Annotated in this window: 12 protein-coding genes and 1 pseudogene; 7 read left to right on the forward strand and 6 right to left on the reverse strand. The window is 68.0% G+C overall.

Annotation, left to right across the window (positions count from 1 at the left end; genetic code table 11):
• Positions 1 to 34 precede the first annotated feature (34 nt).
• Both OG735_RS12255 and OG735_RS12260 read right to left on the reverse strand, forming a co-directional pair.
• A complete protein-coding gene (locus OG735_RS12255) occupies positions 35 to 1,033 on the reverse strand; it encodes a carbohydrate ABC transporter permease (protein ID WP_327323192.1) in 999 nt (332 codons plus the stop codon).
• Positions 1,034 to 1,166: 133 nt separating this feature from the next.
• Positions 1,167 to 2,438 carry an extracellular solute-binding protein gene (locus OG735_RS12260; RefSeq protein WP_327323193.1) on the reverse strand — a complete coding sequence of 424 codons (1,272 nt, stop codon included), beginning with the start codon at positions 2,436 to 2,438 and terminating at the stop codon, positions 1,167 to 1,169.
• Between the two features lie 362 nt (positions 2,439 to 2,800).
• On the opposite strand from OG735_RS12260, the gene OG735_RS12265 reads away from it, so the two are divergent.
• The 3 genes from OG735_RS12265 to OG735_RS12275 all read left to right on the forward strand — a co-directional run bounded on the left by OG735_RS12265 (position 2,801) and on the right by OG735_RS12275 (position 6,477).
• Positions 2,801 to 4,438 carry a glycoside hydrolase family 13 protein gene (locus OG735_RS12265; RefSeq protein ID WP_327323194.1) on the forward strand — a complete coding sequence of 546 codons (1,638 nt, stop codon included), beginning with the start codon at positions 2,801 to 2,803 and terminating at the stop codon, positions 4,436 to 4,438.
• A 25-nt stretch (positions 4,439 to 4,463) separates the two neighbouring features.
• Positions 4,464 to 5,495, forward strand: a complete 1,032-nt coding sequence (locus OG735_RS12270) for a LacI family DNA-binding transcriptional regulator (protein ID WP_327323195.1) — start codon at positions 4,464 to 4,466, stop codon at positions 5,493 to 5,495.
• 85 nt (positions 5,496 to 5,580) lie between these two features.
• Complete coding sequence (locus tag OG735_RS12275; RefSeq protein ID WP_327323196.1) at positions 5,581 to 6,477, forward strand: phosphatase PAP2 family protein; 897 nt, start codon at positions 5,581 to 5,583, stop codon at positions 6,475 to 6,477.
• Between the two features lie 127 nt (positions 6,478 to 6,604).
• Here OG735_RS12275 and OG735_RS12280 read toward each other — a convergent pair whose 3' ends face one another.
• On the reverse strand, positions 6,605 to 9,592 hold the full coding sequence (locus OG735_RS12280) for a bifunctional [glutamine synthetase] adenylyltransferase/[glutamine synthetase]-adenylyl-L-tyrosine phosphorylase (protein WP_327323197.1): 2,988 nt from the start codon (positions 9,590 to 9,592) through the stop codon (positions 6,605 to 6,607).
• 354 nt (positions 9,593 to 9,946) lie between these two features.
• On the opposite strand from OG735_RS12280, the gene OG735_RS12285 reads away from it, so the two are divergent.
• The 3 genes from OG735_RS12285 to OG735_RS12295 all read left to right on the forward strand — a co-directional run bounded on the left by OG735_RS12285 (position 9,947) and on the right by OG735_RS12295 (position 13,238).
• Positions 9,947 to 12,097 carry a PIG-L family deacetylase gene (locus OG735_RS12285; protein WP_327323198.1) on the forward strand — a complete coding sequence of 717 codons (2,151 nt, stop codon included), beginning with the start codon at positions 9,947 to 9,949 and terminating at the stop codon, positions 12,095 to 12,097.
• A 66-nt stretch (positions 12,098 to 12,163) separates the two neighbouring features.
• Positions 12,164 to 12,715: a pyridoxamine 5'-phosphate oxidase family protein gene (locus OG735_RS12290; protein WP_327323199.1), complete on the forward strand. Its 552-nt coding sequence runs from the start codon at positions 12,164 to 12,166 to the stop codon at positions 12,713 to 12,715.
• A 91-nt stretch (positions 12,716 to 12,806) separates the two neighbouring features.
• Complete coding sequence (locus tag OG735_RS12295; RefSeq protein ID WP_327323200.1) at positions 12,807 to 13,238, forward strand: VOC family protein; 432 nt, start codon at positions 12,807 to 12,809, stop codon at positions 13,236 to 13,238.
• Between the two features lies 1 nt (position 13,239).
• On the opposite strand, the gene OG735_RS12300 is transcribed toward OG735_RS12295, so the two are convergent.
• Complete coding sequence (locus OG735_RS12300) at positions 13,240 to 14,127, reverse strand: helix-turn-helix domain-containing protein (protein WP_327323201.1); 888 nt, start codon at positions 14,125 to 14,127, stop codon at positions 13,240 to 13,242.
• Positions 14,128 to 14,485: 358 nt separating this feature from the next.
• Here OG735_RS12300 and OG735_RS12305 point away from each other — a divergent pair.
• Positions 14,486 to 15,106 (forward strand): annotated as a pseudogene (locus OG735_RS12305) (site-specific integrase); the annotation flags it as partial.
• A gap of 84 nt (positions 15,107 to 15,190) precedes the next feature.
• Here the strand turns inward: OG735_RS12305 and OG735_RS41910 are convergent.
• Positions 15,191 to 15,775, reverse strand: coding sequence for a suppressor of fused domain protein (locus tag OG735_RS41910; RefSeq protein WP_442812411.1), 585 nt, complete (start codon positions 15,773 to 15,775; stop codon positions 15,191 to 15,193).
• Positions 15,776 to 15,863: 88 nt separating this feature from the next.
• Positions 15,864 to 22,526 carry an RHS repeat-associated core domain-containing protein gene (locus OG735_RS12310; RefSeq protein WP_327323202.1) on the reverse strand — a complete coding sequence of 2,221 codons (6,663 nt, stop codon included), beginning with the start codon at positions 22,524 to 22,526 and terminating at the stop codon, positions 15,864 to 15,866.
• Between the last annotated feature and the right edge of the window lie 174 nt (positions 22,527 to 22,700).

Raw genomic sequence — 22,700 nt, forward strand, 5'->3', positions numbered from 1 at the left:
CATGGCTGGTGCTGATTTGGCCTGGGCGGGACCGTCAGACGGCCTTCTCGTTGCGGGCCAGCCATCGCCGGTAGAAGGAGGCGAAGACGATGAGCATGGACAGGATGATGACGCCGTACGCGGCGGAGCCGGCGTAGTCGCGCGGGTCCTGTCCGAAGCCGAGGCGGTATGCCCAGGTGACGAGGATCTGGGCGTCCGTGCCCGAGTTGTTGCCGAACAGCAGGAAGATGACGACGAACTGGTTGAAGGTCCAGATGACGCCGAGCAGGACGACCGTGCTGCTGACCGAGCGCAGGCCGGGCAGCGTCACGTACCGGAAGCGCTGCCAGGGGGTGGCACCGTCCACCTCGGCGGCCTCGTAGAGCTCGGGCGGGATCGACTGCAGTCCGCCGAGAAGAGAGACCATCATGAAGGGGACGCCGACCCAGGTGTTGACCATGATGGCGGCGGTCTTCTGCCAGAAGGGATCGCTGAGCCAGGCCGGGGTGGGCAAGTGGGCCCATTCCAGAGCCATGTTGAAGACACCGCCGTCGTCGGCGAGGATCAGCCGCCAGGCGAAGACGGTGACAAAGGTCGGCACCGCCCACGGCAGGATCAGGACCATCCGGTAGAAGGTGCGGCCGCGGATCTTACGGTTGAGCAGCAGGGCGAGGCCCATGCCGATCCCGTAGTGCAGGGCCACACAGATGGCGGTCCAGACGATGGTCCATATGAAGTGGGGCCAGAACTGGTGGTCGCCCCCGGAGAGGATCTCCGTGTAGTTGTCGAGACCCACCCACGAGAAGCTGTCGGGGATCTCGTTGACGCCGATCGTCCGGCCGACGTTGTTGCTGTTGGCATCGGTCAGCGACAGATAGATGCCGCGCACCAGGGGGTAGAGCACCAGCACGCCGATGACCGCGACCACCGGGGCGACCATCGCCCAGGCGTACCAATTCCGGTTGTACGACTGCCTGATACGGCTCATCGGCCCGCGACGCGGCCCGGCGCCACGCTGGGTCTTTCGGCTTCCGCCCTCGACGGCGACGGTCATCTTCGACACCTTTACGACAGATTCTCAGCAGGGTGTGCGGCCTGGTGGTACGGCCGGTGGGCCGGCCGTACCACCACGGGCGGCCGTCCGGCCCGTCCCTGTTCGGGAGCGGTCCGGACGGCCGGTGGTCGCCTTAGGAGAAGTCCTTGAGCAGCTTCTTGTAGGACTCGGCGGTGGTGTCGAGGCCCTTCTGGGTGCTCACCTTGCCCTGAAGGATCGCGGCGAGGTTGGTGCCGAGGTCGGCGAAGAGCGAGCTGTACTCGGGCAGCTCGGGACGCGGCCGGGCGGAGCCGGCGAGGATCGCCTGGAACTCGGTGATGCCCGGGGTGGCCTTGACCTCGGCGGTGTAGGCGGAGGTGCGGGTCGGCAGCGTGCCGTTCTTCAGCGCGATCTTGGCCTGGGTCTCACCCGAGGTCATGAAGCCGACGAACTTCTGGGCCGCGGCCTGGTGCGCCTTGTCGGAGCCGGCGTACACGGAGAGGTTGTGGCCGCCGGTCGGGGCGCCGGCCTTGCCGGAGGCGGTGGCCGGGACGTTGGAGATGCCCAGGTTGGCCTTGTCCTTGAAGGCCGCGCCCTTGTAGACGTTCGTCAGCTCCCACGGGCCCTGGACGATCATCGCGACCTTGCCGGTGTTGAACGCGTCCATCATGTGGGCGTAGGAGTCGGCGGTCACATCGAGCTTGGAGACGCCCGGCGCGGCGAGCAGGGCCTTGCTGGTGTCCACGGCCTTGACGGCCTCGGGCGAGTTGACCGTGATCTTCTTGCCGGCGGCGTCGACCATGTCGGTGCCTTCGCCGAAGAGGAACGGCAGCTCGAAGTAGGCGTCGGCGCGGAGGGTGAAGCCGTCGACGCCGGCCTTCGTCTTGACCGCCTTGGCGACGGTCTTCACCTCGTCCCAGGTGGCCGGCGCCTTGTCGTAGCCGGCCTTCTTCAGGATTTCCTTGTTCCACATCAGGCCGAGGGAGTCGGTGACGAAGGGGGCACCGTAGGTCTTGCCCTGGTACTGCGCCTGCTTGAGGAGCGAGGGAGTGATGTCCCCGGTGTTCTTGAGCGCGTCCGTGCCGTCGAGCGGGGCCAGGAACTGCGACTTGGCCCAGGAGGCGGTCCAGCCGACCTCGGCGCGGATGATGTCGGGGGCACCCTTGCTGCCGGCCGCGGTCTGGAACTTGTTCTGCGCCTGGTCGAACGGGACGTTGACGTACTTGACCTTGATGTCCTTGTTCGCCTTTTCGAACTCGGCGATCATCGCCTTGTACGTCGGCGCCTCGTTGGTCGCGTTCGACGTGTCCCACCAGGTGAGGGTGACCGGGCCGCCGGCCGTGTCACCGCCGTCGTCCCCGCCGCACGCCGTCGCTGCCAGTGCCAGTGCCGCTACCAGCGCGGTGGCCGCTATGCCACGCCGCATGTGAACTCCTTCAGAGATGCCCGAGATGGCGGAGGCCAAGCCCCCTGCCGACCGCTCCCTCGCGGCGCCGGGTTCGGCAGGAACGTAACAAGGATGAAAGAGAGCGGAAAGACCTTGCGGCAATTTTCTGCAAGAGCGGGGGATCGTTACATCCGCGTGTCCTGAGAGTTGCCATTAGATCGCTTGACGGCGGCCATTTCCGCCGCCCCGGGCAGCTGCGGCAGACTCCTGAAACACCCCTCGCAAGCTCTTGCAGGGCTGTTATTTTGGTCCTCCGAGCACCGTCACCACGCGCCCACACCCACGTTGACCTCGTTAGTTGTACGTCCCCCCGCCCCCGGACCGTACGAGAGGGACCTCCCATGACCCACGAACTCGCTTCCGCCGTCGCCCTGCCCGGCCCCGCGGCAGCCGAGGGGCCGCGTCCTGCAAGCTCTTCCACCGAGGGCGGCGGCTGGTGGCGCGATGCCGTCATCTACCAGGTGTACGTGCGCTCCTTCGCCGACAGTGACGGTGACGGCGTCGGGGATCTGCGCGGGGCCACCCGGCGTCTGACTCATCTCTCCGAGCTGGGCATCGACGCCGTATGGCTCACACCCTTCTACGCCTCGCCGCAGACCGACGGCGGCTACGACGTCGCCGACTACCGGGCCGTGGACCCGCTCTTCGGGGATCTCGCCGACGCCGACGATTTCGTCCGCACCGCCCACGGGCTGGGCCTGAAGGTGATCGTGGACATCGTCCCGAACCACACGTCGGACCAGCACGCGTGGTTCCGGGCCGCGCTCGCGGACCACGACGGGGGTGCGGCCCGCGAGCGCTACTACTTCCGGCCCGGCAGGGGCACCGCCGGTGAGCTGCCGCCGAACGACTGGGAGTCGGTCTTCGGCGGCCCCGCCTGGACCCGCACTCCGGACGGTGCGTGGTTCCTCCACCTCTTCGCCCCCGAGCAGCCCGACCTCAACTGGGAGAACGAGGAGGTGCACGAGGAGTTCGAGTCGGTGCTGCGCTTCTGGCTCGACCTCGGCGTCGACGGCTTCCGTATCGATGTCGCGCACGGCATGGTCAAGGCGGCCGGCCTGCCGGACATCGGCCACAAGGAACAGGCCAGGCTGATCGGCGCCCAGAAACTGCCCTTCTTCGACCAGGACGGGGTGCACGAGATCCACCGCTCCTGGCGCAGGCTCCTCGACTCCTACCCCGGCGACCGGATCGGCGTCGCCGAGGCCTGGGCCCCCGGCCCGGACCGGCTCGCGCTGTACGTACGCCCCGACGAACTGCACCAGGCCTTCAACTTCCAGTTCCTGCGGTGCCCTTGGGATCCCGAGGCGATGCGCAGCGTGATCAATGAGTCACTGACCGCCACCGCCTCGGTGGGGGCGACCACCACCTGGGTGCTGTCCAACCACGACGTGGTCCGTCACACCACCCGCTACGGCGGCGGGCAGCAGGGGCTGCGCCGGGCCCGCGCGGCCGCGCTGCTCATGCTCGCGCTGCCCGGTTCGACGTACATCTACCAGGGCGAGGAGCTCGGCCTGCCCGAGGTCACCGATCTGCCGAGCGAGGTGCGCCAGGACCCCGCCTTCTTCCGCGCGGCGGGGCAGGACGGCTTCCGCGACGGCTGCCGGGTGCCGATCCCCTGGTCCGGCGAGGAACCGCCGTACGGCTTCGGCCCCGGATCCAGCTGGCTGCCCCAGCCGGACAGCTGGCGGGAGCTGTCCGTGGCGGCCCAGACCGGCGACCCGTACTCGACGCTCGAGCTCTACCGCTCGGCGCTGGCGCTCCGCCGTGAGCTGCCGGGCGGCCCGATGCGGTGGCTGCCGGGCCCCGAAGGGCTGCTCGCCCTGTCCCGCCCGGGCCTGGTCTGCACCCTCAACACCACCGGATCGGTGATCGAACTGCCCCTGCCGGGACGGCTGCTGCTCTCCTCCGGGACCATGGAGCCGACGGGTGACACAGCCCGTATCCCGGCTGATTGCTGTGCGTGGTGGGCAATCTGACGTGCGACCGGTACAGTCCAATCCTGTGACCGCACGGCTTGCCGACATCGCAGCCCAGGCGGGGGTCAGCGAAGCCACAGTCAGCCGCGTGCTCAACGGCAAGCCCGGTGTGGCCGCGGCAACCCGCGAATCCGTACTCGCCGCGCTCGATGTGCTCGGATATGAGCGCCCGGTGCGCCTGCGACAGCGCAGCGCCGGCCTGGTCGGCCTCATAACGCCGGAGCTGGACAACCCGATCTTCCCGGCACTCGCGCAGGTCATCGGCCAGGCACTGACCCGGCAGGGCTACACCCCGGTCCTGGCCACCCAGACCCCGGGCGGCTCCACCGAGGACGAGCTCACCGAAATGCTGGTGGACCGCGGCGTCTCCGGGATCATCTTCGTCTCGGGCCTGCACGCGGACACCACGGCCGACATGCAGCGCTACGACCAGCTGCGCGGGCAGGGTGTCCCCTATGTCCTGCTGGGCGGCTTCTCGTCCAAGGTGAAGGCTCCCTTCGTCTCGCCCGACGACCGGGCCGCGATGCACCTCGCGGTGACCCATCTCGCCTCACTCGGCCACACCCGGATCGGCCTGGCGGTCGGCCCGAAGCGCTTCGTTCCCGTGCTGCGGAAGATCGAGGGCTTCCAGCAGGCGATGGAGAATCAACTCGGCCTCGCCCCCGAGGAGTCCGAAGAGCTCATACAGCACTCCCTCTACACACTGGAAGGCGGTCAGGCCGCGGCAAGCGCCCTGATCGGGCTCGGGTGCACCGCCGTGGTCTGCGCGAGCGACATGATGGCGCTCGGAGCGATCCGGGCCGCCCGTGGGCAGGGCCTGGAGGTGCCGCGGGATGTATCCGTGGTGGGCTTCGACGACTCTCCGCTCATAGCGTTCACGGACCCGCCGCTGACCACCATCCGGCAGCCGGTGCAGGCCATGGGCCAGGCGGCCGTCCGTACGCTCCTGGAGGAGATCGGCGGCACGCCCGCCCCGCACAGCGAGTTCGTTTTCATGCCTGAGCTGGTGGTTCGCGGTTCAACGGCTTCCGGGCCCGGAGCCGCCGGGCGCACCTGAGTCGTCCTCGAGGTGTAGCGGATGCGTCGGGAACTGAACCAGGGGATGATCGGTCGGGGGACGGCATCTGGCAGACTCTCGTCCCATGGGTGAAACGACCGTGAAGACTATGGAAAGCCGGACGGCTGCCCCGTCACCCATGGTGGACGAGGCCTCCGAAGCGCCACCGCGTACCGGGCTGCACGCGCTACGGTCGCCCCGCCGCCCGCGGATCTGGTTCGAAGTCCTGCTGATCGCGGTCAGTTACTGGACATACTCGCTGGTCCGCAACGCCGTGCCGGAGCAGAAGGCGCAGGCACTGCGCAACGCCGACTGGATCTGGGATGCCGAGCACTCGCTCGGCATCGCGGTGGAGCAGACGGTCAACCACGCCGTGAATTCGGTGACATGGCTGATCGTTTCGATGAACTACTACTACGCCACCTTGCACTTCATTGTGACGATCGGTGTGCTGGTGTGGCTCTACCGCTGGCATCCGGGCCGTTATGCGGCTGCCCGTTCCGCCCTCTTCGCCACGACAGGTGTGGCTCTGGTCGGTTATTACCTGTATCCACTCGCGCCGCCCCGGTTGATGAACGGCCACGACTTCATCGATACGGTCCTGGTCCACCACACCTGGGGTTCGATGGCCTCGGGCAACCTCAAGAACATGTCGAACCAGTACGCGGCGATGCCGTCGATGCACATCGGCTGGTCGCTCTGGTGCGGCATGATCATTTGCGCTCTGGCCGCCGCGCCCTGGGTGAAGATCCTCGGCATCCTCTATCCGACGGCGACGCTGGTCGTCATCGTGGCCACGGCGAACCACTTCTGGCTGGACGCGGTGGGCGGCATGATCTGTCTGGCGTTCGGCTTCGCGGTCTCGTACGCCTGGTACCGGACGCTGCCGCATCAGCTGCCGCAGCTGGTGGAGAACGACACCCTGGGCCGGCCGCTCCCCCGCTTCGGCCCCGGGCTGAAAACAAGCCCTTCCGGCGATTGAGGAGCGCGGCGCGGTACCGGGCCGGAACAAGCCCTACCGGGCCGGAACAAGCCCTTCCGGCGATTGAGGAGCGGGGTTCGGGGCGAAGCCCCGGCAGGGGCCCCGGGAACTCCGCCCCGGCGCCCCTCTACGCCCCGTAGAACAGCACCTCCACCACGGCCCGCGCCCTGCGCGTAATCCGGCGGTAGTCGTCCAGCATGTCGCCCACATGCCCGGGGCCATACCCCAAGTACCGCCCCACCGCCGCCAGTTCGCGGCCGCCCGACGGAAAAGTGTCGCCCGCCCGGCCGCGTACCAGCATCACGCCGTTACGCACCCGCGTCGCCAGCACCCACGCCTCGTCCAGGATCTGCGCGTCCTCCGTGGAGATGAGGCCCGCCGCGTGCGTGGCCGCCAGCGCCTCGCGGGTGCGGGTCGTGCGCAGGCCCGGTTCCGCCCAGCCGTGGCGCATCTGGAACAGCTGGACCGTCCACTCCACATCGCTCAGCCCGCCGCGGCCCAGCTTGGTGTGGAGCGTGGGATCCGCGCCGCGCGGAAGTCGTTCGGACTCCATCCGGGCCTTCAGCCGGCGGATCTCGAGTACGGCGTCGTCGCCGAGGCCCTCCGCCGGATAGCGCAGCGGATCGACCAGATCGATGAAGCGCCGGCCCAGGTCCGCGTCGCCCGCCATCGGCTCCGCCCGCAGCAGCGCCTGGCTCTCCCACACCAGCGACCAGCGCCGGTAGTAGGCCTCGTAGGAGGCGAGCGTGCGGACCACGGGGCCGCTCTTGCCCTCGGGACGCAGATCCGCGTCGATCAGCAACGGCGGGTCCGTGGTGGGCAGCTCAAGCAGCCTGCGCATCTCCGCGACGACCCTGTTCGCGGCCCGCGTCGCCTCCTGCTCATCCTCGCCCTCACGCGGCTCGTGGACAAAGAGCACATCCGCGTCGGAGCCGTAGCTCTGCTCGTGGCCGCCGAAGCGGCCCATGCCGATGACCGCGAACCGCGTCGGCAGCGTGTCGCCCCACTGCGCGCGCACAGCGGCTCTCAGCGCGCCCGAGATCGTCGCGGCGTTCAGGTCGGTGACCGCGTTCCCGACCCGGTCCACGAGCTCGCCGGGGTCGGCCTCCGCCGGGCTGTCCTCGGTGCCGTACGAACCGATCAGGTCCGCCGCGGCGGTACGGAACAGCTCCCGGCGGCGTACACCACGGGCCGCGGCGACCGCGGCCTCCGCCGTGTCCGCGCGCCCGACGGCCGCCAGGACCTCCTGCTCGAGCGCCTCCCTGCCGCGCGGCGCGAGGCCCTCCGGGTCGCCCAGCAGGGCCACCGCCTCCGGGGCCCGCAGCAGCAGGTCCGGGGCGAGCCGCCCGGCGGACAGCACCCGCGCCAGATTCTCGGCGGCCGCGCCCTCGTCCCGCAGCAGCCGCAGATACCAGGGGGTCTTGCCGAGCGCGTCGGACACCTTGCGGAAGCCGAGCAGACCGGCGTCCGGGTCGGCCGAGTCGGCGAACCAGCCGAGCAGCACCGGCAGCAGGGTCCGCTGGATCGCGGCCTTGCGCGTCACGCCCGACGACAGGGCCTCCAGATGGCGCAGTGCGGCGCCGGGATCGGCGTAACCCAGCGCCTCGAGCCGCTGCCGCGCCGCCTCCGGGCTGAGCCGCGTCTCGCCGGGTGTGAGCTGGGCGACGGCGTCGAGCAGCGGCCGGTAGAACAGCTTCTCGTGCAGCCGTCGCACCACCGACGCATGCCGCTTCCACTCCTTGTTGAGCTCGGCGACCGGGTCCGTACGCAGGCCGAGCGAACGCCCGAGGCGGCGCAGATCGGCCTCGTCCTCCGGCACCAGATGCGTACGCCGCAGCCGGTAGAGCTGGATGCGGTGCTCCATGGCGCGCAGGAAGCGGTACGCCTGGTCCAGCTGCGCGGCGTCGGCCCGGCCCACGTATCCGCCGTGCGCCAGCGCCCGCAGGGCCTCCAGCGTGGTGCCGCTGTGCAGTGTCGCGTCGCCGCGCCCGTGCACCAGCTGCAGCAGCTGTACGGCGAACTCGACGTCCCGCAGACCTCCCGGGCCCAGCTTGAGCTCGCGTTCCACCTCGGCGACCGGAATGTTGTCGACGACGCGGCGGCGCATCTTCTGCACGTCGCCGACGAAGTTCTCGCGTTCCGCGGCCTGCCACACCAGTGGAGAGACGCCTTCGATGTAGTCCTCGCCGAGCGCGAGGTCACCGGCGACCGGACGGGCCTTGAGCAGCGCCTGGAACTCCCAGGTCTTGGCCCAGCGCTGGTAGTACGCGAAATGGCTGGAGAGCGTACGGACCAGCGGGCCGTTGCGCCCTTCGGGCCGCAGATTGGCGTCGACCGGCCAGATGGTGCCCTCGACCGTCGTCTCGGAGCAGATCCGCATCAGATGGGAGGCCAGCCGGGTCGCGGCCTGGATGGCCTTGCTCTCGTCGGCGCCCTCCACCGGTTCGCCGACGAAGATGACGTCCACGTCGGAGACATAGTTCAGTTCGTGGCCGCCGCACTTGCCCATGGCGATGACGGCGAGCCGGCACTGCGCCGCGTCCGCGGGCGCGGCGCTGCGGGCCATGGCGAGGGCCGCCCGCAGCGTGGCCGTCGCCAGGTCGGCCAGTTCGGCGGCGGTCTGGGCGATATCGGTCGTACCGCACACATCGCGGGCCGCGATGGACAGCAGGCACCGCCGGTAGGCGATCCGCAGGGTGACCGGGTCGATGGCGTCGGCGAGGCCGCGTTCGAAGTCGGCGACGCCCGGGTGCAGATCGGTCGCCTCGTATGTGACGAGGGCCTGCCAGTCGCGCGGGTGGCGGGCCAGATGGTCACCGAGCGCGTCGGAGGCGCCGAGCACTCCGAGCAGCCGGTCGCGCAGCGGTTTCGCGGTGACGAGGGTGTCGAGGAGGCTCTGGCGCTCGGCCGGGTCCTGCGCCTCCACCAGCCGTACGAGGCCGCGGAGCGCGAGGTCGGGGTCGGCGGTGGCCCCGAGCGCGTCGAGCAGCACCGGGTCCGTCCGAGCGGAAGACATGTCGGGGAGGTCGAGGAGACGTTCGGCGGTGGAGGGATCGGTGAAGCCGTGCCGCAGCAGTCTGGTGAAGTTGCTGCTCCTGCGCCCCGGCACCGTCATTCCGCGGTCTCCTGTCCTGCTTGCCCTGCCCTGCCCTGCTTGCCCTGCCTTGCTGTCCTGCTGTCCTGCTGTCCTGCTGCCCTGTTGCGGCCGGACTCTGTGGTCCCGTACCGGCCGATCAAGGTCCGGATTCGAGCGTAGCCGCAGGGGCGCGCGGGGGACCCCGGTGAGCCCCGGCGCGGATGAAGTGTGAGCCGCGGTGCGGAAGACGTGACATGGGACATGTTGTTCGGCCTTCGGCGCGAATGAACCGCATGCTCGATATTTCCGTCTTCTTGGCCGACCAGCACTGATCGCTCTCGATCACTGCTGGTCAGGACCCTTTGACCCCTTGAAAACCGAAGGCACAACCGCATGCTGTCGTCCGGGCCCCGCCGCTCCGCCCTACTGTCCCGTCGTGGCCTGACGGCGACCTTGATCCTGGCTCCGCTCGTCGCCGTCGCCTGCCTCTCCGGCGCCGAGGAGGCCACCTCCGACGCCCAGGAGAACGTGATCCCGGCGGCCCGTCCCGCGGGCGCTTCCGTGATGCAGATCGTCGCCCACCCGGACGACGACCTGTTCTTCATGAACCCGGACACCAGCCAGTCGGTCGGTGCCGGCCGCGCTCTGACGTCGGTGTACCTCACGGCGGGCGAAGCGGACGGCGTGAACGCGTCCAAGAGCGCTCCGGGCGGCGGCCCGTTGTCCGCGGACGCGCTCGCCAAGCTGCCCGCCGCCGACAAGGGCCGCTACGCGGAGGCCCGGCAGAACGGCATTCGCGCGGCCTACGCGGAGATGGCCACCGGCAATCGCACCAGCCCCTGGCAGCGCACCACGATCCCCACCGCCGGCGGCGGCACGGCCGAGCTCGACACCCTCAAGACGCGGCCCGAGGTCAACCTGGTCTGGGTGCAGCTGCACGAGGCCGGCTCGATCGCGGGCGACCGGCCGAAGAGCCTGCACGGTCTGTGGGACGGCCGGGTGGACACGCTCGGCTCGCAGCTCGCCTCCGGCGGCCCGGTCACCAAGCGCTTCGCGTACACCAAGGAGGAGGTCGTCGACACGGTCGCCGGTCTCCTCGAGCGGTTCCGCCCGACCCACGTCCGGATGCAGGACCCGACGCCGGGCCGCAACGCCGCGTCGGGCAAGCTCACCGATCACCAGGACCACATGTACGCCGCGCGGTTCGTGCAGGCGGCGCTCGCGCGGTACGCCGACTCACCCGGCCGTCCCGCCTTCAGCGTCCAGAACTACCTGGGCTACTTCACCAGCGGACTGCCGCGCACCCTCGACCCGGCCACCGCCGCGGCCAAGTTGCGCACCCTGAAGACGTACGCCTGGCTGGACGGCGAGAACCACTGCGGCGACAAGGCCGGCTGCGGCGACCGCAAGGTGGCCGCCCGCCCCGCCGGCCACGGCTGGGCGCAGTCCGTCCGCTACACCCGCGGCGAGTCCACGTCCTGGGTGCAGCCGGGCAGGGACGGCGGGCTGTGGGCGTTCTCGGTGCTCGACACGCGGCTGGCGGTCTGGCACAAGGCGGCCGGGCCTGCCGGAGCCAAGGGCGCGTGGACCGGTCCGAAGCTGCTGGCGGGCGAGGGCATCGACAGCGGAGTGACCTCGGCGAAGCTGCCTGACGGGCGGATCGCGGTGTTCGGCACCCATACGACGCTGGGCGACGGCCCGGAGGACTACCGCAGGGACGTCGTCACGACCGTGCAGCGCACACCGGACGGCGCGTTCGGGCCATGGCGCTCGCTCGGCACCCCCGAGCGCGACGACGCCTCCAAGACCTCCGACATCAGCGCCCCGGCGGTGACCGTGAACAGCGCCGGCCTGATGACCGTCCATCTGCGCAACGGAAGCCACTCGCTCAGCTCCACCGCCCAGCGGCCGGACGGCTCCTGGACGCCGTGGCAGGCGCGGGGCGGCCGGAATCTGCATGGCGACCCGGTCGCCGCGACCGACGCGAAGGGCCGCCAGTACGTCTTCGTCAGCACCGCCCGCTCGGTCGTCTCCTTCATCCAGCCGACGCCCGGCGCGCCGCTGACCGGCCCGACCGCGACCGGACTGCCGCCGACGACGCTCACGCTGAGCGCGGGCCGTGACGGCGACGGCGTACGGCTCTGGTTCCGCAAGCCCGGCTCGGGCGATGTCCGCACGGTCCGCTTCTCCGGCACCGGCGTCTCACCGGTCACGGAGCTGGGCGGCCTGGCGGGCTTCGGTCCGGTCAGCGTCTCGGGCCCGGACGACACCCTGCTCGCGGTCCGCTCCCGGACCGGGGTACCCGGCACGGCGCTGCTCGCACCGGCCGTCGCGGGGACCGGCAGAACGGGCGCGGCCGGCAGGTCGGCGCAGCCCGGGCGGGCCCAGTGGCGGGCGGCAGGTTCGCTGTTCGCGGGCGCGCCGTCGGGCGTACCGGGCGGGGCGAAGGGCGCGGGTCTGGCGGCGGTGGGCCTGGACGGCCGCCTGTACTGGGCGCAGGCCGACGCCCGCGGTTCGCTGGCTTCCTGGACCCCGGTCGGCTGACCGATGAGTACGGGCGCGGGGCGCGGTCTACACATTCGGTGACCCCGAATGCGAGAGGACCGCGCCATGCCCGAGAACGACCGTCTGAACAGCCCCGGAAACGACCCCGAGGACGAGCCCCAAGCCGAGCTGGACGCCCGGTACAGCGACGAGAAGGCCACCACCGCCGACTGGTCCCGGGCGGTTGAACGCCTCAGCGCCGCCGAGATCTTCTGGCTGTCGACCGTACGGCCCGACGGCCGTCCGCACGTCACCCCGCTGATCGCCGTATGGCACGACGGCGGGCTGCATTTCTGCACCGGCGCGGACGAGCGCAAAGCGAAGAACCTCCGCCACAATCAGGAGGTCGTCCTCACCACCGGTGCCAACGCCCTGAGCGAGGGCTACGACTTGGTGGTCGAGGGCGAGGCGGTGCGGGTGACCGACGAGACGCGACTGCGCGCGCTGGCCGGGGTGTATGTCGAGAAGTACGGCGAGGACTGGACGTTCGAGGTCCGCGACGGCGCGTTCGTGGGCGGCGGCGGCCCGGCGCTGGTCTTCCGGGTCGCGCCGCGCACGGCGTTCGGCTTCAGCAAGGGCGACCCGTTCGGCCAGACGCGCTGGCAGTTCGCCCAGTGAACTCGACTCGATCTCAACCCAATCGATCTCAACTCAATCGGCAGCTCAATAGGACTCAGCTCAATCGGTCTCAGCGAGGGGAACACCACCGATGGAAATGACGCTTGAAGTGATCATGGTCCCGTCCTCCGATCTCGACCGGTCGAAGACGTTCTACGAGGACGGCTGCGGCTTCAAGGTCGACCTCGACCAGGAGGTGGCCCCCGGCATCCGCATCATCCAGCTGACCCCGCCCGGCTCCCGCTGTTCGATCGCACTGACCAGCGGCATGCCCGACCACCCCGGTCAGCAGGCCATGACCCCGGGCTCACTCCAGGGCCTCCAACTGTGCGTGACGGACATCGCCGCGGCTCACGCGGCATTGACCGACCGGTCCGTGCCCGTCAGCGCGATCCAGCACGTGGGCCGAGGGGGCTGGGAGGACGGCCCGGGCGAGACATGGAACTCGTTCATGTTCTTCAAGGACCCGGACGGCAACGGCTGGGTGGTCCAGGAGGCCCCGGCACCACTCGCGGAACGCTGACTCAGGCGGCCAGTTCTCCGCGCGCGGCGCAGCCGGGGCAGCATCCCGGTTCAGGAGCGCGGAAGGCGCGGTCGCAGCGGTCGCAGTTCTGGAGCGGGTCGGGGCGGGGTGTGACCGCGACGGCGGGAAGCGGCGGGGGCAGCATCGCCGTCAGTCGGTGGGCGACGAGAGCCGCCGGGTGGTGGATCGGGTCGGCGGGCAGCGCCGCGGTGAGGGTACGGCGCACGGCGCCGGGCTCGATGCCGCGTTCCAGCCAGGCGGACACGGCAGGGGCGAGGCGGCGGACGTCCCGCGCCGAGAGCAGGAGCCGGGGGTCGTGGGCGCGCAGGCCGGCGAGCAGCTCGGCGGCGGTGCGGTGGCATTCGAGGTCGGGCGTCTGCGGCTCGGGAAGCGGAGCTGGGGCGGGCCTCGCCGCTGCAGGTGGCTCGGACGCCGGTCCGGCGGCGACCGGTGCAGGGGCCGCTGGTTCGGGCTCCTCGGGCTCCGGCGCAGGTTCGCGGCGGGGCACGGAGTCGCTTGCCGGGGCGGCGGGGCGGGCCTGCGGCTTGTTGTACGAGATCGTGCGGGTCACGATCTGCCCGGACGGCATACGTTCCTTGATCCGCGCCAGATAGCCGTGCGCCTCCAGCTCCCGCAGAGCGGCGGCGATCCGGGTCTCCCCCTCGGGAAACTTCGCAGCAAGGGCCTTGATGCCGACCAGGGCACCGTCGGGCAGCGACTGGATGTGGGTCGCAAGACCGATCGCGGTCAGCGACAGCTCGGGGTGCTGGGCGAGGTGGTTTCCGACAACAGTGAACTGTTCGGGGTGGCGTTCGTCCACGTGGCCAACTCCGGGTCGGGAACGGGCGGACCGAGCGCGCAGGCGCGCGCTAAAGTGCTGCTCAGCCATCGGGAAGCTTCCTCTTCCTCGGTGGTCAGGCCCTCGTTCGGGATTGCCGTCCCGGCGGGGGCCGTCTCATGTGTGGTGTTGTGTGTCGCGGCCGACCCTGCCCCACCGAATCCCTTGATCGCCAGCCGAGTTGGCGCGGATCACTCGTGTGAGTGACCAGGCCGGGCGGGGTTGGGTTTGGTTGGTTCTTTCCCTGGTTCTTTCTTCTTTTGGCATCGGGCGCGGCCGGGGCGCCCGGTTCCGCGACCCGGCCGGGATGGGTCATGGCGCAAGATCGAGTTCCGCCCTGCCCGAAGGTACTGACGCATCCCTCCCAGCACCGGGTCCGAGGCGCGCTGCGCGGCCCAGTCCATCCAAGGCAACCCACACTGACCGGCTGCACGCGCTGTACGAACTCGCCCTGCGCACCGGACTCCGCAAGAGCGAGCTCCTCGGCCTGCGTTGGGAAGACCTCGACCTCGATGGCGGCACCGCCAGCATCCGCCGGTCGCTCCAGCGCACCCGCAGCGCGGGCCTAACCTCGCTGCCCACCAAGACCCGCGCATCTGAACGCCGCATCGCTCTGCCGACCGAGTGCATCCGCTCGCTGCACAGCCATCGGGAACAACAGGATGAGGAGCAAGAAGCGGCAGGGGCAGGCTGGAAGACCTCCGATCTCGTCTTCACTACAACGGTGGGCAGCCCTCTCGACCCCGCCAACCTCACCCGCCGCTTCCGCGGCCTCCTCGACCGCGCAGGGCTGCGCCGAATCCGCTTCCACGACCTACGGCACTCGACCGCCACCCTGCTCCTGGAGCAAGGTGTCGACCTCGTGGTCATCAAGGAACTCCTCGGTCACGCCCACATCGGAGTCACAGCAGGCGTCTACGCTCACGTCCGGCTCCGCCTCCAACGCCAAGCCATCGACACCCTCAACGACGCACTCGATACGGACCACGACGGCCCTGGTGACTCACCCGCCGCAGTAGTCGTCCGCTGACGTTGCCGTCACCGTTGCCGTCAAAGACCTCAGAGGCCCCGCTGGAAGTTCCAGCGGGGCCTCTGAGTCATTATCCAGGTTTATTTACGCTACCGGAGTCCGTGCAGGGTTGAAGCGATCCCACCCCAGGCTCCAGAATGCGTCAAATCCGCGCGAGTAAACGAACTCCCGCTCCGAGGAATGAATGGGATAGGCTCCGACGATTTCGACTAGATCACGCGGCTTTGCGTCAACTTCCCGGCCGCTTAGATCAAGCAATCCCGAGCCGTGCTCAATGGCAGGATCGGCCAAGACGATGCTATTCATTTCGGAACCTTCTACGTATGGTTCCATATATCCAAGCACTTGACCTGGATTAAAGGGGCAGATGCCCCGCAGTGCGGCAACTACCCTTGCGGGAACCCGAGACCACTCGACATCGTCAGAGCGGACGGTGATGGACAGTTCACGGCCCCTTGGCCCCCAATCGGGGTGACTGGACAGGGAAAGTCCATAGGTGAACCCTGTCACATATCCAGGTTCCGGCACTCCGGTGTACGAGATGGCGCGAACCGGCCCGTCCCCTGCCACCCGCGGTTCAACGTCGCTGATGACAGGCGTCGTACCTGTAAGCGAGTCGAGCAGCTCGCAGTAGCGATCGAATCGATTAAGCGTGTCGTGGTCAGCCATAACGCCCCTTGAGATAACGCAGCCCCTGAAGCGGGTGGACACTGCCGAAGATTTGCACAGCAGTGCCCACCCTACCGCTCTCGCCTACTTACCCAGACGGTGGATAGAAGTGCCCCAAAGCAGCGTCCCACCACTGCGTCTTACTATGATTGATGAATGAGTTAAATTCATCAATCCTGCCGGCGGGAATTCTCCACTCGGTAAGACCTGTTATGCCATTCTTGTTCGGCAGATCGAATTCAAGATGACCGAAGGCATCTCGGAATCCAGGCTGCATTACGAACCGATGGAATCCCATGTCGTGCCCATTTCCGGCATACTGAGCAGCACCTTCAGGCTTATTGGAAAGATACGCCGTAGGGTGAGGGCCTGAATGATTATCCGCATTCAGGCCATTCGCCTCGCTCGCCTTCTTTCCTTCCGCCGGAGAGCGGTAGAGAACTGTTTCGCCACAGTTATGGACGAGTACCGGAGTGGCCCCCGCCAGCACATAGTACGTGTGTATGCGGCTGACGGTCAGGTCGTGGGTGCGCTGCTGCTTCTTGTAGTGGCGCGTGGCCACGACCTCGAGGTTGCGCTTGCTCGGCGTGTACAGCTTGGTGCCGGGCTGCACGTCTCCGGCATTGACCCACTTCTTCTGGTCCGTGGACCAGAAGGGGTGGGTGTCGGTGGCGACGATGGCGGCTTGACCATCGCTGGTCTTGACTGTGAGCTCGGTGAAGTCCTTGTCATCCTCGGTGAGGATGGTGTTGATTACCTCTTTGGACTGCGTCTCACCGGTGTCCGGATCGGTGGAAAGTAGCTTGTCCCCATCCTTCACATCTTCGATGTTCTTGGTCGAGCCATCCGCCAGAAGGACCTTGGTGCCGGGCAGGAAGCTGTGACATCCAGCCCCGACATCCGATACGGCTTCTGCAACGTCGTCGCTCTTCTTGCTGGCCTTTTTCGCGAACTTCAGGGCTTTGAGTGGCTTGAGGAAGGGGATATCGGTTGCTGCCCAGCCGCACTGAGCCAGGTTGCCGTCCCCCAGGCACTCGCCCCAGGCTTCAACGTCAGGAACGAGGATCGAAACCAGGACCGGGGCTACGTACTTGGTGTAGAAGTTGTTTGGAATCTGCTTCTTGTAGGCCTGGATCGACTGGCCGTGCTTTTTTGTGACGCCCTTCGACTGAGCTCGCCATGACCAGGTGTACGAGGTGGTCTTGGCGCCACCTGCCTTGGAGCCGGTATATCCAGGCCAGTACTGCTCATGGCGGTAACTCCAGCCGCCCTGGCTGTCGACGAACCAGCCGCTGCCGGCTGAGCCGTTGTAGCTGCCCTTTGTCCACTGGTCGTTGTAGTCGGCTCCGCCGGCGGGGCCGTCGGGGCGCAGACCGGTGGGATCGGTGAATGCCACCGGGTTGTTGTTGGCGTAGGTATAGCCGTGGGTCTGCTGAGGGTCGCCGAGGTCGAGGACGGGGTCGACGCTGATGAAGCGGCCGATTGCGGGGTCGTACTCGCGCGCACCGAGATGAGTGAGGGTGGTGTCGGGGTCCTTGGTGCCGCCGACAAAGTCTTTGTCGCCGATCCAGTTCGTGGGCTTGGTGCCGCGTGGAGCACCGAAGATGGTGGTCCTGCGGCGTGTGACCGCCTGTGTTGCGTCGGCGGTGATCTGTGCGGTTGTTGTGCCGTGGTGGTCCGAGAGAAGGAAGGTCAGCTTGCCGCCGGTGCGCATGGCGACGGTTTGACCGTCCGCCTCGTAGTAGCGGGTGCCGGTGACCTTCCCGGCCTTGTCGAGATGGAGTTCGTTGCCGCCGGGAAGGTAGAGGGTAGTCCCGGTGGAATCGCGGCGGATGAAACGTTGACCTGCCGTGTCGTACGCGTACGAACTGGTATCCGTGACCTTGGTGACGGACCCGAGGTGGCCTTCGTCATCCCACTTGAATGACTGGGTGTCCGCGTTACCGATCTTCCGAGTCTCGGTGTTGCCCGCATCGTCGTAGGTGTAGGTCTCGACCCGGGGGTCTGCGCCTGTCTGGGTAACGGACGGCAGGTTGTGCTTGCCCGCGGCCGGCGAGGCGTAGGTCCGCAGCGTGTCGGTGGTAGGGCCGGAGGCGGTCTTGTGCTGGGTCTCGGTATCGCGGTTGCCGACCGCATCGTAGGTGTAGCTGGTCCAGTAGGCGTCCTGTCCCCCGACTACTGCGTCCGAGGGCGCGGTGGCGCACTGTTCACCGGTGTTGGTCCAGGCCGCGGTGATGCGGCGCAGGGCATCGAGGGTGAAGCACTGGGTGTCGGTGGTGCGGGTGGTGTCCTGGCCGTAGGCGGTGGCGATCTGGGTAATGCTGCCGGCCGGGTCGTAGGTGTAGCGGGTGTCCTCGATGCGCTGCGGGGCCACGTCGCGATCGGTAACGGCACGAGTCAGGGCGCCTGTGTGGTCGTCATACTCGCTGGTCGTCCACAGGTGGCGGGCGAATTCGCCGTACTCGAGACGGCTGCTGCGGCCGTAGTGGTCATAGTTGCTGGCGGAGATCAACGGGTCGCTGCCGGCGTAGACGGAGTCGAGGAGCCCGCCGGTGTTGTAGGCGCTGGAGACTGACTCGGCCGGAAGGCCTCCCACTCCCGGGTGTTCGGTCTCCATCAGTTGGCCGGTGTTGTCGTTGTAGAAGTTGGACCACTGATACGTGCCGGCCAGGGCCCCTTCATTTTCATTGGCGGGGATGGTGACCTTGGTGCCGACGGGCTGGTACAGGTCGTTGTACTCAGTGATTTCAGTGGAGTACGCGTTGCCGCCGATGTAGCGGGTGGACGCAGTGGGCTGGCCCTTGGCGATCGAGTCGTAGGTCCAGCTCGACAGTGTGGTGCTGCCCTTCTTGACCGCGGTTTGGCGGCCGAGGACGTCGTAGTCGGTGTGCAGGGTGATCTTGCGGACGTCGGTGACGTCTGTGACGCGGTTGCCCTTGTCGTAGACGGTGGTGGAAGTGCCCTTGTCCGGGTCGTCGACCTGGGTCTGGCGACCGCGAATGTCGTAGGTGTAGGTCCACTTGGCGCCGGAGGGGTCGGTGACCTGCTGGAGCTGTCCGTGCGTGTTGTAGCCGTAGATCGTGGACTGTGACGCGGTGCGGGCGACGTTGGTGTACTGCTTCAGTTCCGTGGTGCGGCCCAGTGCGTCAGTGATGGTCGTCGCGGCAGTGCCGCCGCCGGGTGGGACAACAGTGGTGGAGTCACCGGTGTAGCTGGTGGTGGTGCGCTTGGTCTCGTCGCCGAATCGCTTGGCGATGACGGCAGTGGGACGGCCGGCGTTGTCGAAGATGGTCTCGGTGGACGACGGGTACTTGGTCTCCTGCCCCGTCACCAGCACCGGTTCAGCGGCGCCAACGGCGAAGTAGGTGCCGGATGCGAACCATGGTTCACCGCGGGTGTTGTAGAAGGTCTCGGACACCAGGCGGCCGACGCGGTCCGGGGACTTTTCCTGCGTCTGACGTGGACGCATGAGACCGTCGTAGAAGGCATAGCTGGTCTGGTACTCGGAGTTGTGGTCGAGGGTCTTGGTGGTGATGACGATGGGGCCGTCGTTACGGACGAGATAGTCGAAGGAGTAGTTCGGGGCGTTGGGGTAGTCGGCAGCCGGACGGGTCGGAATCCAGACCTTGGTGACGCGACCCAGCGGGTCATACGCAGTCGTGGTGACCTTGTTGTTGGTATCAGTAACCTTCTTGGGCTGCGCCCGCAGCGGGTCCAGCACGGTCGTCACCGTGTGGCCCAGCGGGTTGGTCAGCACAGTCGTCGTCGGTACCTCACCCGTGGTCGGGGTATAGGCAATGGTGCTGACCTTGCCGTAGGCGTCGGCCTCCGCAGTCTGACGTCCGTAGAGGTCGTAGCAGAGCTGGTCCTTGGCCAGGCCGCAAATGCTGGGCGTGGAGTCAGTGACGTCGTAGCCGCTGCCCGTACCGTTGATGCGGTCGGTCTTGGTGACCAGCCCCTTCGTCGGGGCGGCCCCGAACGCTCCGCCGTCGTAGTAGGTGCGAACGTCATCGACAACCTCGGTCGGCCGGTTGGGCGTCGCGTCACAGTCGACCGCGACCGTCTCACTCCGAGAGACCTTGTCGAGAACCCAGGCGACCTTGTTGCGCGTGTACGTGGTGGTAGTGCACTGCTCGTCCCCGGCCTTGGCGATGTCACCGAGCTCGGAGACGGAGGTGACCATGCCGTAGGTGTCAAAAGTACGGGTCACCTTGGTGGTGCGGGTCCCGCCGGTGATCGTCGTGCGAGTCTCATCCGCCTCGGTGCCGGTGTGGTAGGCCTCAAGAGCGGGCAGTTGGGCGGCCGTACGCGCCTGCGAGGCAGTCAAAGCCGAGCGCCACGGCGTATAGGAGATCGCGGAAACGAGTACATCGCCATCGCCGTTGTAGGTGGCGCTCTCGCGGAGCATGCCGGCGTACTCTTCGCGGTCGGTGACCGCTACACCAGCAGAATTGTTGACGCCGACGCCGTCGGTGCCTCGGAAGTAGCGGTTCTCGCTCAGCGTTTTGGGCGCGGTGCCGGAGCCCTTACGAGTCTGGACGCGGTAGTAGCCGCGGGCGATCGAGTGGGTGCGGTCGGCCGGCTTGGTGAACTCGTCTGTGCTCTTCCCCCATTCGGCTGCTCCCACATAGGCGTACTCGGTCACCGTGTCGGGAGTCTCGGCGAGGTTGTCGCCCTCGATGACACGCTGCACGGGGTAGGAGTTGAACCAGTCCTGCTTGGCCGTCTCCCCCTCGTATGCCCACTTCACCGGGTAGCAACGAGTCGTGTTGGAGCTATCGGTGGGCGGCAGGGCTGTGGCGCTGCAGTCGGGGTCGACGTAATCGATGCCGATGGTGCCGCCGGTCTCCGTGGTGATCTGCGACATACGCTGCCGCACGAACGGGGCAAGGCCGTCACCGAGTTTGTCGACCCGGTTGGGCTTCTGCACCCCTGCGAACGTCACCGAGGGCAGGACGGCGGTGCCGTCGGCCTTGCCCGTGCGGGTGAGGGACTCCAGCCACATCGGCGTGGAGATGCCATCACCCGAGGGAGGGAATCCCTGCTTGAGCGTCCAGGTGTCGACGTCCTTGTAGGCCCCTCCGGTAAGCATCTTGGTGGTGATGGAGGCCAGGCGCTTGCGGGACCAGAAGGAGGGCGAGTACTTGTCCTTGCACTCGGTTGCCCCATCCTTGCAGTACTGGTCGAACGGGACGTCCGGCCAGTACTTGGCGTGCGCCTCGTCGAAGGTGGTACAGGTCGTCAGGCACCGTTCAGCAACATCGAACTTCACCTGGCCCATTGCCTTGGCCGTGTAGACAGCGTTGGACCGCAGGCCGTAGTCGATGCGATCCAGGTAGCCACCGCGAACGTAGGGCGTGACGGTGGACTTACCGGTGGTCTCGGAGACGTTGCGGCCGTAGTTGTTGGCCTCGGTCTTCCAGTAGTAGGCCATCGCGTTGCTACGGGAATCGACGACATAGTCGAGCTGCCAGCGCCACGCCTGATCACATGACGCGGACGCGAACGAAGCGTTGTAGCACGGCTCGCCGGACTGGTTGCCGAACACCGGGACCGTCCACGTGGAGTTCGTCACCGGATCGTCCGCCGCGGTGCCGTTGTCGCTCCAGCCGGGCAGCTTGTTCAGACCGAAGAAGTACTGGGTGCCATCAGTCGTGGTGATCTTCCAGTGCTCGCCGACGCCGTCTACTCCGGCAGTGCCCTTGTCGGGGTTCGATGCGCCCTGGAGCTTCTCAACCTTCTCACCGGCGTCTTGGGCGGGATGCCAGCCCGTAGCGCTGTCGTGGACCAGCTCGGTGGTCTTACCCCCGAGCGAGAGGACAGCATTGTCGTTGTACCAGCACAGGTCACCGACCTTGGTGGTGTTCGTGCCACCGGACTTGTCGTCATTGCACGGCTTGTAACGCCGCTCGATGTAGCCCGGCTCCCAGCTCCAGCCGTCGCCGATCCAGCCGGGCTGGTTGTTGGAGGCTGCTGTGCGGCCGTCTATCGCCTGCGAGTTGTACCCCAGTGACACCTGCGGCTGCAGACCACCCGGCACCGACGGTGCACTGATCGGATAAGTCCAGCTGAACGCACCCGTCGCGCCCCCTGCACTCCATGAACCGGACGCTCCGAGCGAAGTTGCCTTGTAGTCGCCCGTCGAACCCGCGGCCGCTGCCGTTGCCGCGAGCACCGTCGCCCCTGCGGGAACGGATGCGCCCTTGGCGGCGCCAGCAGCTGCGGCCGTAGGGCCATGCAGCGGGACGGTCGCGGAGAGCGCACCTGCCTTGGTGTCATTCGTCGTCGCAAGCGGCTTGCCGGTCCGGCAGGCGGGCTTTTCCGGGGTGGTCAGCGAACAGGCGGGAAGCTGCACCAGCCGCAGACGGGCTGCCCAGTCTCCGCCGTAGGCGCCGCGGAACTCGCGGTAGTCAACCTGCACTCTGGCGGTGGCAGCGCCCCTGGCACCGTCGGCAGGGGCCACCGACAACAGGAGCCCGTGTACGCCTGCCTTTCGGGCCGCACCCTGGCTTGCGACCACAACTTTCATCTTGGCGGGCGGGTGCGCCTCGGAGCGCGCCTTGGAGGATGAGGACCCGACAGCAACCGGGAGGGTGCCCGCCCGCTTCGGCGCGGAAGCCGCCCCCGCCGCATTCAAGTCGACAGTCGCGCTGCCCGGCTGCGGCCAAGTTACCTTCGGCGCCGTCCACTTCTGCCCGGCCGCGTTGCTGCGCAGCTTCGTTCCGCCTGAGGCCACCTGCTTCACAGCCACCGTCGGCGGCTGCTTGAGCTTCGGGAGGTCAACCCCCTTACTGCCTGCAGCTGCCGCTGAAGCACTTGCAGGCAGCAAGCCCCCCATGACCGCGACCGCTATGAGCCCAGCCCATCCACGCGTGCCGAAACGGCTCACGCCCCACCCCCCGCGACGAAAGCAAATTTCGCCGAA

This window comes from Streptomyces sp. NBC_01210 (assembly GCF_036010325.1).
Lineage (GTDB): Bacteria > Actinomycetota > Actinomycetes > Streptomycetales > Streptomycetaceae > Streptomyces.